We start from the raw sequence: 12,773 nt of genomic DNA, 5'->3' as shown, positions 1-12,773 counted from the left end.
AACGAGTAGCAATAGATGAGTCTGAACCTGGTAAGTGAACATTTGCTCGCAGCGAACGGCCTGAGCCATCAGGACCTGTTCTCCATTCTTGGTCAACTGACCGAACGCCGCCTCGACTACGGCGATCTCTATTTCCAGTCGAGCTATCACGAATCCTGGGTTTTAGAAGACAGCATCATTAAAGATGGCTCTTATAACATTGACCAGGGCGTCGGCGTGCGCGCCGTCAGCGGCGAAAAAACCGGTTTTGCCTATGCAGACCAGATAAGCCTGGCCGCGCTGGAGCAGAGCGCGCAGGCGGCGCGAACCATTGTGCGCGATACAGGCGACGGACGGGTGAAAACGCTGGGTGAAGTGCAGCACGCTGCGCTCTATACCAGCATCGACCCGCTGCAAAGCATGAGCCGCGAAGAGAAGCTGGACATCCTGCGTCGCGTGGACAAAGTGGCTCGCGCGGCGGATAAACGCGTGCAGGAAGTCTCTGCCAGCCTAACCGGTGTTTATGAACTGATCCTGGTGGCGGCGACGGACGGTACCCTGGCGGCGGATGTTCGCCCGCTGGTGCGTCTCTCTATCAGCGTGCAGGTTGAAGACGACGGCAAGCGCGAGCGCGGCTCCAGCGGTGGCGGCGGTCGTTTTGGTTATGACTGGTTCCTGGGTGATGTTGACGGCGAAGCCCGCGCGGATGCATGGGCAAAAGAAGCCGTGCGCATGGCGCTGGTCAACCTGTCTGCCGTGGCTGCACCCGCCGGTACGTTGCCGGTGGTACTGGGCGCAGGCTGGCCGGGCGTGCTGCTGCACGAAGCGGTCGGTCACGGCCTGGAAGGTGATTTCAACCGTCGCGGGACGTCCGTATTCAGCGGTCAGATGGGGCAGCTTGTCTCCTCAGAGCTGTGTACCGTGGTGGATGATGGCACCATGCTCGACCGTCGCGGCTCGATTTCTATCGACGATGAAGGTACACCGGGTCAGTACAACGTGCTGATCGAAAACGGCGTACTGAAAGGCTACATGCAGGACAAGCTTAACGCGCGCCTGATGGGCGTTGCGCCGACGGGTAACGGCCGTCGTGAATCCTACGCACATCTGCCGATGCCGCGCATGACCAATACTTACATGCTGCCGGGCCAGTCCACGCCGCAGGAGATTATCGAATCCGTTGATTACGGTATCTTCGCGCCAAACTTTGGCGGCGGTCAGGTGGATATCACCTCCGGCAAATTTGTCTTCTCTACCTCAGAGGCGTATCTAATTGAGAAGGGCAAAGTGACCAAAGCGGTGAAGGGCGCAACCCTGATTGGCTCCGGCATTGAGGCCATGCAGCAGATTTCCATGGTCGGTAACGACCTGAAACTGGATAACGGCGTGGGCGTTTGCGGCAAAGAGGGCCAGAGCCTGCCTGTGGGCGTCGGTCAGCCTACGCTGAAAGTGGATAATCTGACGGTGGGCGGCACGGCGTAAATTTTCCCCCGCACTCTAACCCTCTCCCCAACGGGGAGAGGGGAAAAGCCTACTCTTTCCTTCTACCTCGCATGCCCTGAAACAGCTCCGCCACTTCCACAAAATAGTCCGTCAGATAGTTAATACAGACCTGCACCTTCAGCGGCAGCTTGTCCTTTTCGGTATAGAGCGCGTACACCGGACGCGGATCGGACTGGTAGCGCGGGAAGAGGATCTCCAGCACGCCGCTGTTGATCTCGTTGATCACCCACATCAGCGGTACGTAGGCGATCCCGGCCCCGGCCACCAGCCAGCGTGAGATGGTCATCGGATCGTTGGTTACGAAGCGGCCTTCAGGCAGCAGTTTAGTGGAAAGCCCTTCCGGCGCGATCAATTCAAATTCGTTATCTGGCCGAACGCTGTATTCCAGCCACGAGTGGTTGCTCAGGTCGGCAGGTTTTTCCGGCACGCCATACTGTGCCAGATAGCTTTTCGACGCGCAGACCACCATCGGCATGCTGCCCAGTCGACGCGAGAACAGGCTTGAGTCCTGCAACGCGCCAACGCGGATCACCACGTCTAACCCATCGGCAATCAGGTCCGGTGCCGGAATGCCCGTTACCAGATTAACGGTTAAACCGGGATACTCTTTCAGCATTTCCGCCGTCATGGCAGCGAGAACATTTTGTGCCATAGTTGAAGAACACCCGATACGCAGCGTGCCGATAGGCGTGTTGTTAAAGGCATAGAGCTGCTCGTGAACATCCTGCACCTCATGCAGCATTCGACGGCTGCCCTGATAGTAAATTTTACCCGCTTCCGTCAGCCCGATGCTGCGGGTGCTGCGGTTGAGCAGCTTCACCTGGAGCTCATCTTCCAGTTTTGACACTGTCTGGCTAATGGATGAGACGCTCATTTGTAGCTGACGTGCTGCGGCGGTAAAAGAGCCTTGCTCAACCACTTTCGCAAAGACGGACATGCGTTTTAGACGTTCCATTATTCACTCTGGCTTAAAAGTGATTTAGATCACATATGATAGATAACAGCATAACAGTTACGTTAATATATTATTAATTACATAACGGCTGCGCCACTCTCGCCCGGCAATTCTTGCTCTCCTGCGGCGGCGCGAGCTTAAAAATCCAGTAACCTGCACTCTCTTTAATCAAGGTCAACATGAGTCTGTTTCCCGTTATCGTGGTGTTCGGTTTGTCGTTCCCACCGATATTTTTTGAGCTTCTTTTATCACTGGCGATCTTCTGGCTGGTGCGCAAGGTGCTGGTCCCTACCGGGATTTATGATTTCGTCTGGCATCCTGCATTGTTCAATACCGCGCTGTATTGCTGCCTGTTCTATTTAATATCGCGCATGTTTGTCTGAGGTTGATGTGAAAACGCTAACAAGAAAAATCTCCCGCACTGCCATCACTATGGCGCTGGTCATCCTGGCGTTCATCGCTATTTTTCGCGCCTGGGTTTATTACACCGAATCCCCGTGGACGCGCGATGCGCGTTTCAGCGCGGAGGTGGTCGCGATAGCGCCCGATGTCGCCGGTCTCATTACGGCGGTCAACGTCCACGATAACCAACTGGTGAAAAAAGATCAGGTGCTGTTCACCATCGACCAGCCGCGCTATCAAAAAGCGCTGGAAGAAGCGGAAGCCGACGTGGCGTATTACAACGCGCTGGCCGCTGAAAAACGCCGTGAAGCAGGTCGCCGTAACAAGCTGGGCATCCAGGCCATGTCCCGGGAAGAGATTGATCAGTCCAATAACGTGCTGCAAACCGTGCTGCATCAGCTGGCAAAAGCGCAGGCGACGCGCGATCTGGCGAAGCTCGATCTGGAGCGTACCGTTATCCGCGCCCCGTCCGATGGCTGGGTGACCAACCTCAACGTCTATGCGGGTGAGTTTATCACGCGCGGCTCTACTGCCGTGGCGCTGGTGAAACAGAACTCCTTCTACGTCCTCGCCTATATGGAAGAGACCAAGCTGGAAGGCGTGCGTCCGGGCTATCGCGCCGAAATCACGCCGCTCGGCAGCAACCGGGTCCTGAAGGGAACCGTGGACAGCGTGGCCGCGGGGGTGACCAACTCCAGCAGTACCAATGATACAAAAGGGATGGCGACCGTCGATTCTAACCTCGAGTGGGTTCGCCTGGCGCAGCGCGTACCGGTACGCATTCGTCTGGATGAGCAGCAGAGCAACCTCTGGCCCGCAGGCACCACCGCGACGGTGGTGATCACGGGTGAAAAAGACCGTGATGCCAGCCAGGATTCTATCTTCCGTCAAATCGCCCATCGCCTGCGCGAGTTTGGTTGATCGCTATGGGCATTTTTTCCATCGCCAGCCAGCACATCCGCTTCGCCGTGAAGCTGGCATGCGCCATTGTGCTGGCGCTGTTTGTTGGCTTCCATTTCCAGCTTGAAACGCCGCGCTGGGCCGTTCTGACCGCCGCGATCGTCGCCGCCGGTCCAGCCTTCGCGGCGGGTGGCGAACCTTACTCCGGGGCAATTCGCTATCGCGGGATGCTGCGTATTATCGGCACCTTTATCGGCTGTATCGCCGCCCTGACCATTATCATCCTGATGATCCGCACGCCGCTGCTGATGCTGATTGTGTGCTGTATCTGGGCGGGTTTTTGCACCTGGGTCTCTTCGCTGGTGAAGGTGGAGAACTCGTACGCCTGGGGTCTGGCGGGGTATACCGCGCTGATTATTATCATCACCATTCAGAGTGAACCGCTGCTTGCTCCGCAGTTCGCCGTGGAACGTTGTAGCGAGATTGTCATTGGTATCGTCTGCGCGATTGTCGCAGATCTGCTCTTCTCTCCGCGATCCATCAAGCAGGAAGTCGATCGTGAGCTGGACGCGCTGATTGTTGCTCAGTACCAGCTTATGCAGCTGTGCATTAAGCACGGCGACAGCGAAGAGGTCGACAAGGCCTGGAGCGCGCTGGTGCGCCGCACGCAGGCGCTGGAAGGGATGCGCAGTAATCTCAACATGGAGTCTTCCCGCTGGGAGCGGGCCAATCGTCGTCTGAAAGCGATCAATACCGTCTCGTTAACGCTGATCACCCAGGCGTGTGAAACCTACCTGATTCAGAACACCCGCCCCGAAGTGGTAACGGATACTTTCCGCGAACTGTTTGATGAGCCCGTGGAGACGGTGCAGGACGTGCATCGACAGCTTAAACGCATGCGTCGTGTGATTGCCTGGACAGGAGAACGGGATACGCCAGTCACCATTTATACCTGGGTTGGCGCCGCAACGCGCTACCTGCTCCTGAAACGCGGCGTGATTAGCAACACCAAAATCAGTGCGGCGGAAGAAGAGGTATTGCAGGGCGAAGTGGTGATCAAACCGGAGTCCGCCGAGCGCCACCATGCGATGGTTAATTTCTGGCGTACCACCCTGGCCTGTATACTCGGCACGCTGTTCTGGCTGTGGACCGGCTGGACGTCCGGCAGCGGCGCGATGGTGATGATTGCCGTCGTCACCGCGCTGGCGATGCGTCTGCCCAACCCGCGCATGGTCGCGATCGATTTTCTGTACGGCACCTTTGCGGCGTTACCCATTGGCGCGCTCTACTTCCTGGTGATTATCCCCTCGACGCAGCAAAGCATGCTTTTGCTCTGCATCAGCCTGGCGGTGATGGCGTTCTTTATCGGGATTGAGGTACAAAAACGCCGTCTGGGATCGTTGGGTGCGCTGGCGAGCACGATTAACATCATCGTGCTGGATAACCCGATGACCTTCCATTTCAGCCAGTTCCTGGATAGCGCATTAGGTCAGCTGGTGGGCTGTTTCCTGGCGATGATGGTGATCCTGCTGGTGCGGGATAACTCTCAGGCGCGGACAGGGCGTGTGCTGCTGAATCAGTTTGTGTCGGCCGCCGTATCGTCATTGACTACCAACACCGCGCGGCGCAAGGAGAACCACCTGCCGGCGCTCTATCAGCAGCTGTTCCTGTTGCTGAATAAATTCCCGGGCGATGTCGCCCGCTTCCGCCTGGCGTTAACCATGATTATCGCGCACCAGCGTCTGCGGAACGCGCCAGTGCCGATCAACGATGATTTGTCCGCCTACCACCGCCAGCTACGGCGAACGGCGGACCATGTGATATCGGCATCGAGTGATGACAAACGTCGCCGCTACTTTAAGCAACTGCTGGAGGAACTGGATATCTACCAGGAGAAACTGCGGATCTGGGAAGCGCCGCCGCAGGTTACCGAGCCGGTAGAGCGGCTGGTGTTTATGCTGCACCGCTACCAGAATGCGCTGACAGACAGCTAATGAAGAGAAAACCGACGCCAAAAGCGTCGGTTTTTTTGTGGCTATACTTATTCTTGCAGGTTCAAACATCCAGGAAGGGAGGACACATGACAACCCAGGCTCTTCAGGACAGTATCCTTTTTCAGACCGGGTATCTGGTTAACGGTATCTGGAAAACACTCGACACCACGTTTGATGTGCTAAACCCGGCCACGGGTGAGGTGGTCGCGAAAGTGGCGAAAGCAGGGAAAGCCGAAACCGAAGAGGCCATTGCGGCCGCGACGAAGGCCTTTCCCGCATGGCGCGCAAAAACGGCAAAAGAGCGCTCCACGATCCTCTATCGCTGGTATGAACTGATTATCGAGAACAAAAGCTGGCTCGGGCGGCTGATGACTACCGAGCAGGGCAAGCCGCTGAAAGAGGCTGAAGGTGAGGTGGACTACGCTGCCAGCTTCATTCAGTGGTTTGCCGAGCAGGCCAAGCGCGCCAACGGTGAAATCATTCCTCCGGTTAAACCCGGCTCCCGTATTCTGGCCACTCGTGAACCTGTCGGGGTGGTTGCTGCTATCACGCCATGGAATTTCCCGATGGCCATGCTCACCCGTAAGCTCGGTCCGGCGCTGGCAGCAGGATGTACCGGCGTCATCAAGCCTGCAAACAACACGCCGCTGAGCGCCTTTGCGCTGCTGACGCTGGCGAAGCAGGCCGGTGTGCCGGATGGTGTGCTGAATGCGGTCGCGGGGAGCACCTCAGAAATTAGTGACGCCATTATGGCCAGCCATGACGTGCGCAAAATCTCGTTTACCGGATCAACCGCCGTCGGGAAAACGCTGGTTCGCAATTCCGCAGAGACCATGAAAAAGGTATCGATGGAGCTGGGCGGTAATGCGCCATATATCGTTTTCGAGGACGCGGATATTGAGGCCGCCGTCAAAGGCGCGATCGCCAATAAGTTCCGTAACGCCGGGCAGGTCTGCGTCAGCGTAAACCGTTTCTATATTCAGGAGACGGTCTATGACAAGTTTGTCAATCAACTTGCCGATGCGGTGAAGGCGCTGAAGGTGGGTAACGGTCTGGACGAGGGCGTCATTGTCGGCCCGCTGATTGAGCCTTCGGCTGTCGAAAAAGTCCGTGAGCACGTCGAAGATGCGGTAGCGAAGGGCGCCACGGTGCTGGCTGGGGGTAAACCGCACGAACTTGGCGGCAACTTCTGGATGCCAACCGTACTCGGTGACTGCCATGAAGGCATGAAGCTGGCAGAAGAGGAGACCTTTGGTCCCGTTGCCGCCTGCTTCCGCTTCACGTCGGAAGACGAAGTGGTTATGCGCGCTAACAATACGCCTTACGGGCTGGCAGCCTACTTTTATACCCAGAATCTCTCGCGCGTGTTCCGCGTCTCGCAGGCCATTGAGAGCGGCATGATCGGAATTAATGAATGTGCGGTCTCGACCGAGCTGGGTCCGTTTGGGGGCGTAAAAGAGTCCGGGCTGGGCCGCGAAGGGTCCGTGCTGGGGCTGGAGGAGTTTCTGGAAGTCAAAACCCTGCATATCGGGGGATTATAATAGACAGGGCGGCATTTGCCGCCCGCCTGTACCGGGTGGCTGGCAATGAAAATTTATACCTTTGATTTTGACGAAATTGAGAGTCAGGAAGACTTCTATCGCGAGTTTATTCGGGCGTTCGACCTGGAGCGGGGCAGCGTAAGCAATCTTGATATGCTGTGGGATGTGGTTACCGGCGATCGTCTGCCGTTACCGCTGGAAATCGAATTTACCCATCTGCCTGAAAAACTACGCAGACGCTTTGGTGCATTGATTTTATTGTTTGATGAAGCGGAGGAGGAGCTGGAAGGGCAACTGCGTTTCAACGTGCGCCAGTGATAAAAAAGCCCCTGACCGGGAGGTCAGGGGCAAGTCGTATGATGAGATACGACGAGGGTTTATTTGTACAGTTCTGCGGTAGCGTGCCAGTGGTCGCCACTGCGCGCTTCGATGATGCGATAGGATGACGCACCCTGTTCTTCCGCTTTTTTGTTCAGCATGTCGTGCATGTCCATCGGAGACGTACCGATGGCGCCAACAGAAACAGTCCCGATAGCCTGACGGGATTGTGCCTGTTCAGCATTAATGGTGTCGGCTGCAAACGCACCGAATGACAGGACTGACAGTACGCTCAGGGCAGCTACAGTGGTTTTAATTTTCATGATTATTTACCTCGTCAATTATTTTACTGGGGTCTTTGTTCTGTGACCCTCATCACAAAATCAAGTATACACTAATCACGCAAAAAATTAATACCAGACTAATGGTTTCGTCTGTTATTACGCGTTAAAAAATTCATTTTTTATAACGAGAATGCATAAAAAAGGGCAGCACAATGCGAGGTTTGTGGTTTTTTCTTGAATAAATCAAAGGGATAGGACAATTTGATTTTTAGTGCGATTTTGCGGCATATCATTCACTGAATGAATGTTAACAGGCGGTAAAAAGCACTATTTGCAAAAGTAGCAGGCAGAGAAAAGCAGGGTAAAACGAGGCAAGAGCAGAATGATCCCCGCAGCCAGGCGCTACGGGGCAGACAATTACAGCTCCTGTTCGAACAGGACCAGAATCGCTTCGTAGAGGTCTTTCACCGAGAAACCATTTGCCGGGGTGGTAAAAATGGTGTCATCGCCAGCGATAGTTCCGAGGATCCCCTCTGCTTTACCCAGCGAGTCCAGCAGGCGGGCAATCAGCTGGGCTGCGCCCGGGCTGGTGTGGATCACGACCACGGCATCGTTGTAGTCGATGTCCAGAACCAGGTTTTTCAGCGGGCTGGAGGTCGTTGGCACGCCAAGTTCAGCAGGCAGGCAATAAACCATTTCCATTTTGGCGTTGCGCGTACGCACCGCACCAAACTTGGTTAACATGCGAGAGACCTTCGACTGGTTGATGTTGTCGAAGCCTTGTTCCTGCAACGCCTGAACAATTTCTCCCTGAGAACTGAATTTCTCTTCTTTGAGTAGCGCTTTAAACGCCTTTACTAATTCTTCTTGCTTAGACGAGCTTCGCATAAGTCACCCGGAATATGACGATAGAAACAACATTATTATGCATGTGGATGAATTTTTATGCAAATTATCTACCTGGCACCAGGCTGAAATAATGTTATGAAAGGGAGAGATTTTATCAGATTTTGTTATCGGAAAACATGCCTGGGTCACGCCGCGCAAATAAGCTTAAAAGTAAATTAAATGTTATCAAAATGATGTTGTTTTGGTGGCGTGGCAGGGTGTATTGTAACCCCCTCTTAATTCGTTGTTGCCTGCATCCCGATAGTATTCAGGTGAAGGCGAAAGACGTGCGACCTCAAATTCTTTAGCGATGAAAATTGTAATTAATGACGTGCTGAATTATGGTCGCCGCAACGGAGTTACAGATACTTAAGTTAACCATAATAAGGAGTTTAGGATGAAAGTCGCAGTCCTCGGCGCTGCTGGTGGTATCGGCCAGGCGCTTGCCCTACTACTGAAAACCCAACTGCCTTCAGGCTCAGAACTCTCCCTGTACGATATTGCTCCGGTAACCCCAGGTGTGGCGGTTGACCTGAGCCACATCCCGACAGCTGTGAAAATCAAAGGCTTCTCCGGTGAAGATGCGCGTCCTGCGTTGCAGGGTGCCGACGTGGTGCTGATCTCCGCGGGTGTTGCGCGTAAACCGGGTATGGATCGTTCAGACCTGTTCAACGTCAACGCGGGCATCGTGAAAAACCTGGTTCAGCAGATTGCTGAAACCTGCCCGAAAGCGTGCATCGGGATCATCACCAACCCGGTGAACACCACCGTTGCTATCGCAGCAGAAGTGCTGAAGAAAGCGGGCGTTTACGACAAGAACAAACTGTTCGGCGTAACTACGCTGGATATCATCCGCTCCAATACCTTCGTGGCTGAGCTGAAAGGCAAGCAGCCAACGGAAGTGGAAGTGCCGGTTATCGGCGGTCATTCTGGCGTGACCATCCTGCCTCTGCTGTCGCAGATCCCGGGCGTGAGCTTCACCGAGCAGGAAGTGGCTGACCTGACCAAACGTATTCAGAACGCAGGCACCGAAGTGGTGGAAGCGAAGGCGGGTGGCGGTTCTGCAACCCTGTCTATGGGCCAGGCGGCGGCACGTTTCGGCCTGTCTCTGGTTCGCGCGTTGCAGGGCGAAAAAGGCGTTGTTGAATGCGCCTATGTTGAAGGCGACGGTGAACACGCGCGCTTCTTCTCTCAGCCGCTGCTGCTGGGTAAAAACGGTGTTGAAGAGCGTAAGTCTATTGGCACGCTGAGCGCGTTTGAGCAAAACGCGATGGAAGGCATGCTGGATACGCTGAAGAAAGACATTACGCTGGGCGAAGAATTCGTTAACAAGTGATCTTATCCCGGTAAAAAAAACGGAGCGTTAAGCTCCGTTTTTTTATGCCCGTCAGTTAGTGGCCGGGTATTCCTGGATGGTGACCTGAATCGTCAGCTTCTTGTCATTACGCATGACTTCAACAGGGATGATGGAGCCCGGGCGAATCTCAGCCACCTGGTCCATGGTTTCCAGCGCAGAGACCGCTGGCGTACCGTTGACGGAAAGGATAACGTCGTTCACCTGGATACCTGCGTTGGCCGCCGGGCCGCCAGGCGCCACTTCGTTGACCACAATCCCCTGGATCTGATCGATACCACCGCCCTGCGTATGCATCGGCGCGATTTCACGCCCGCCAATACCGATGTAGCCACGGATCACGCGGCCATCACGGATTAGCTTGTCCATGATCTTGGTCGCCAGCTGGAACGGAATGGCAAAGCCAATCCCTTCCGGCGTTTCGCCGTCGTTGCTCTTGTCGAAGGAGAGGGTGTTAATGCCCATCAGTTCGCCCAGAGAGTTCACCAGCGCACCGCCGGAGTTACCGTGGTTGATCGAGGCATCGGTTTGCAGGAAGTTCTGTCGCCCTGACGGGTTCAGGCCGATTCGACCGGTCGCGCTGATGATCCCCTGAGTGATGGTCTGGCCCAGGTTGTACGGGTTACCGATCGCCAGCACCACATCGCCGATGTGCGGCGTGCGTTTGCGATTAATCGGGATAGTCGGCAGACCGCCCGTGGCGTTGATCTTCAGCACCGCCAGGTCGGTAAGGCTGTCCGACCCCACCAGCAGGGCTTCAAACACGCGGCCATCCTGTAAGGCGACGATAATCTGGTCGGCATCGTTAATGACGTGTTTATTGGTGATGATGTAGCCCCGGTCATCCATGATCACGCCGGAACCGAGCGTGCGGATCTCCAGCTGGTTATGAGCGGAACTGTTAAGCCCGCGGTTATAGACGTTAACCACGGCGGGGGCAGCACGGCGTACCGCCTGATTGTACGTTGCAGGCGTTTCATCCGTGCTGTCGAACTGAGGAGCCGACAGTTTGTTGAACTGGCGTAAAGATGGCATAGCCACCAGCAGCAGACCGGCAACGATCAAACCAATGACAATTGAACGAAAGAGCTTTAAAAGCATGATGCGTGTGTCGTTAAAAAAGGAACGGTTTGCAGCATAACATGAGTTATCCGGACATCACACGCAGCGGCGATGTCCGGAGTCGCAAATGGTTAACGCAGTAAAATGTAGAGGGTGTCGTTGCCACGGATAATTTGCAGGGCAATGACCGCCGGTTTACTCTCCAGCACCTTACGCATTTCGGCAATAGACTGCACGCGAGTGCGGTTCACGCCCACGATCACGTCGTCCTGATGTAAACCTGCCTGCGCGGCCGGGCTGCTCTTCTCAACGGTAGTGACGGTAATGCCTTTCGTGCCGTTTTTAAGCTGACCGTCGCTCAGCGTAGCGCCCTGTAGAGCAGGGGAGATCTGTTCTGCGCTGGCGGAAGAGGAGGTGCTCTTGTCCAGCGTCACTTCCACGGTCAGTGGTTTGCCCTCGCGGATCAGGCCCAGCTTCACTTTAGCGCCCGGCTCCGTGGTGGCAATACGTGATCGTAATTCAGCGAAGCTGCTCAGCGGTTTATCGTTCAGGCTGACAATAATGTCGCCGGATTTCACACCCGCTTTCGCAGAGCCTGAGTTGGGCAGCACTTCGCTGACAAACGCCCCGCGCTGGACGTTGAGCTTAAAGGCTTTGGCGATATCGGCGCTCATCTCCATGCCTTTGATGCCCAGCAGACCGCGCTTAACCTCGCCAAACTGAATCAGCTGTTGAGACAGGGTTTTCGCCATGTTACTCGGAATGGCAAAACCAATCCCGATGCTGCCGCCGCCTGGCGCGAGGATAGCGGTGTTGATGCCGATCAGCTCACCGTTCAGATTAAGCAGCGCACCGCCGGAGTTGCCCCGGTTGATGGAGGCATCGGTCTGGATGAAGTTTTCCAGCCCTTCGAGATTCAGGCCGCTGCGCCCCAGGGCGGAGACAATCCCGGAGGTGGCGGTCTGGCCTAAACCGAACGGGTTACCGACTGCGACGGCAAAATCACCGACGCGCAGCTTATCGGAATCTGCAATGGCGATCTGGGTCAGGTTGCTGGGGTTTTGCACCTGTAGCAGGGCGATATCACTCTGATCGTCACCGCCGATCAGTTTGGCGTCAAACTCCCGACCATCGTTCAGCTGAACGCTGATTTTATCGGCCTGGCTGATCACGTGGTTATTGGTCAGGATATAGCCCTTAGCCGCGTCGATAATCACCCCTGAGCCCAGGCCTTCAAACGGCTGAGCCTGCTGATCCGGCGCGTCTTCGCCAAAATATTTCTTCAGCTCTTCAGGAATACGCTGGCTTTGGCGTGCCGTCCCTTCCACCTGAACGCTGACTACCGCAGGCAGGACTTTTTCAAGCATCGGCGCAAGGCTGGGAATGGCTTCTTGTCCAGGCACCTGCGAAGGCAGTGCCGCACTGGCGGGGAAGGACGCCGAGAGAGATAACCCGACACTTAACGCTAAGGCGCTCAACAGCTGGTTTTTTTTCTTCATTGATGCTGACTCTCGTATCCTGGAATGAAAAAGAACGGCCCCAAAAACATCTTGATGTTATTGAATTTTCAACCGCTGAACAATGAGGTGTTTG

At 55.3% G+C, this 12,773-nt stretch carries 12 protein-coding genes; 7 read left to right on the top strand and 5 right to left on the bottom strand.

Annotation, left to right across the window (positions count from 1 at the left end; translation table 11 throughout):
• The first annotated feature begins 15 nt into the window (after positions 1-15).
• The gene (gene tldD, locus AC4OVU_RS19620) at positions 16-1,461 is read left to right on the top strand and encodes a metalloprotease TldD (RefSeq protein ID WP_017382710.1); all 1,446 of its coding nucleotides are present in this window, start codon (positions 16-18) and stop codon (positions 1,459-1,461) included.
• A gap of 49 nt (positions 1,462-1,510) precedes the next feature.
• Here tldD and aaeR read toward each other — a convergent pair whose 3' ends face one another.
• The gene (gene aaeR, locus AC4OVU_RS19615; RefSeq protein WP_491928767.1) at positions 1,511-2,437 is read right to left on the bottom strand and encodes an HTH-type transcriptional activator AaeR; all 927 of its coding nucleotides are present in this window, start codon (positions 2,435-2,437) and stop codon (positions 1,511-1,513) included.
• Between the two features lie 179 nt (positions 2,438-2,616).
• Between aaeR and aaeX the strand changes: the two genes are divergently transcribed.
• The 5 genes from aaeX to AC4OVU_RS19590 all read left to right on the top strand — a co-directional run bounded on the left by aaeX (position 2,617) and on the right by AC4OVU_RS19590 (position 7,592).
• Positions 2,617-2,820 carry a p-hydroxybenzoic acid efflux pump operon protein AaeX gene (gene aaeX, locus AC4OVU_RS19610; protein ID WP_003860416.1) on the top strand — a complete coding sequence of 68 codons (204 nt, stop codon included), beginning with the start codon at positions 2,617-2,619 and terminating at the stop codon, positions 2,818-2,820.
• 7 nt (positions 2,821-2,827) lie between these two features.
• On the top strand, positions 2,828-3,760 hold the full coding sequence (gene aaeA / locus AC4OVU_RS19605; protein ID WP_017382713.1) for a p-hydroxybenzoic acid efflux pump subunit AaeA: 933 nt from the start codon (positions 2,828-2,830) through the stop codon (positions 3,758-3,760).
• A gap of 5 nt (positions 3,761-3,765) precedes the next feature.
• Positions 3,766-5,733, top strand: a complete 1,968-nt coding sequence (gene aaeB, locus AC4OVU_RS19600; protein ID WP_048246793.1) for a p-hydroxybenzoic acid efflux pump subunit AaeB — start codon at positions 3,766-3,768, stop codon at positions 5,731-5,733.
• 86 nt (positions 5,734-5,819) lie between these two features.
• Complete coding sequence (locus tag AC4OVU_RS19595; protein ID WP_063405268.1) at positions 5,820-7,274, top strand: NAD-dependent succinate-semialdehyde dehydrogenase; 1,455 nt, start codon at positions 5,820-5,822, stop codon at positions 7,272-7,274.
• Between the two features lie 45 nt (positions 7,275-7,319).
• Positions 7,320-7,592, top strand: coding sequence for a barstar family protein (locus AC4OVU_RS19590; protein ID WP_003860424.1), 273 nt, complete (start codon positions 7,320-7,322; stop codon positions 7,590-7,592).
• Positions 7,593-7,651: 59 nt separating this feature from the next.
• Here the strand turns inward: AC4OVU_RS19590 and yhcN are convergent, their stop codons facing one another.
• Together yhcN and argR are read right to left on the bottom strand one after the other, a co-directional pair.
• The gene (gene yhcN, locus AC4OVU_RS19585) at positions 7,652-7,915 is read right to left on the bottom strand and encodes a peroxide/acid stress response protein YhcN (protein WP_023304501.1); all 264 of its coding nucleotides are present in this window, start codon (positions 7,913-7,915) and stop codon (positions 7,652-7,654) included.
• 378 nt (positions 7,916-8,293) lie between these two features.
• Entirely contained in the window at positions 8,294-8,764 is a 471-nt protein-coding gene (gene argR / locus AC4OVU_RS19580; protein ID WP_003860428.1) for a transcriptional regulator ArgR, read from the bottom strand.
• Positions 8,765-9,161: 397 nt separating this feature from the next.
• Here argR and mdh point away from each other — a divergent pair, with 397 nt between their 5' ends.
• Positions 9,162-10,100: a malate dehydrogenase gene (mdh, locus tag AC4OVU_RS19575; protein ID WP_003860429.1), complete on the top strand. Its 939-nt coding sequence runs from the start codon at positions 9,162-9,164 to the stop codon at positions 10,098-10,100.
• 51 nt (positions 10,101-10,151) lie between these two features.
• Here mdh and degS read toward each other — a convergent pair whose 3' ends face one another.
• Positions 10,152-11,219, bottom strand: coding sequence for an outer membrane-stress sensor serine endopeptidase DegS (gene degS, locus AC4OVU_RS19570; RefSeq protein WP_003860430.1), 1,068 nt, complete (start codon positions 11,217-11,219; stop codon positions 10,152-10,154).
• Between the two features lie 92 nt (positions 11,220-11,311).
• The gene (gene degQ / locus AC4OVU_RS19565) at positions 11,312-12,679 is read right to left on the bottom strand and encodes a serine endoprotease DegQ (RefSeq protein WP_015572006.1); all 1,368 of its coding nucleotides are present in this window, start codon (positions 12,677-12,679) and stop codon (positions 11,312-11,314) included.
• Positions 12,680-12,773 lie beyond the last annotated feature (94 nt).

Source organism: Enterobacter sp. 6722112 (genome assembly GCF_058661685.1).
The sequence above is the reverse complement of the archived record's forward strand: the minus strand, read 5'-3'. Positions and strand labels throughout refer to the sequence as shown.

What these genes read in the sequence shown, in the direction of transcription:
- tldD (WP_017382710.1), top strand. Translation starts at nt 16, where the DNA reads ATGAGTCTGAACCTGGTAAGTGAACATTTGCTCGCAGCGAACGGCCTG.
- aaeR (WP_491928767.1), bottom strand. Translation starts at nt 2,437, where the DNA reads ATGGAACGTCTAAAACGCATGTCCGTCTTTGCGAAAGTGGTTGAGCAA.
- aaeX (WP_003860416.1), top strand. Translation starts at nt 2,617, where the DNA reads ATGAGTCTGTTTCCCGTTATCGTGGTGTTCGGTTTGTCGTTCCCACCG.
- aaeB (WP_048246793.1), top strand. Translation starts at nt 3,766, where the DNA reads ATGGGCATTTTTTCCATCGCCAGCCAGCACATCCGCTTCGCCGTGAAG.
- AC4OVU_RS19595 (WP_063405268.1), top strand. Translation starts at nt 5,820, where the DNA reads ATGACAACCCAGGCTCTTCAGGACAGTATCCTTTTTCAGACCGGGTAT.
- AC4OVU_RS19590 (WP_003860424.1), top strand. Translation starts at nt 7,320, where the DNA reads ATGAAAATTTATACCTTTGATTTTGACGAAATTGAGAGTCAGGAAGAC.
- yhcN (WP_023304501.1), bottom strand. Translation starts at nt 7,915, where the DNA reads ATGAAAATTAAAACCACTGTAGCTGCCCTGAGCGTACTGTCAGTCCTG.
- argR (WP_003860428.1), bottom strand. Translation starts at nt 8,764, where the DNA reads ATGCGAAGCTCGTCTAAGCAAGAAGAATTAGTAAAGGCGTTTAAAGCG.
- mdh (WP_003860429.1), top strand. Translation starts at nt 9,162, where the DNA reads ATGAAAGTCGCAGTCCTCGGCGCTGCTGGTGGTATCGGCCAGGCGCTT.
- degS (WP_003860430.1), bottom strand. Translation starts at nt 11,219, where the DNA reads ATGCTTTTAAAGCTCTTTCGTTCAATTGTCATTGGTTTGATCGTTGCC.
- degQ (WP_015572006.1), bottom strand. Translation starts at nt 12,679, where the DNA reads ATGAAGAAAAAAAACCAGCTGTTGAGCGCCTTAGCGTTAAGTGTCGGG.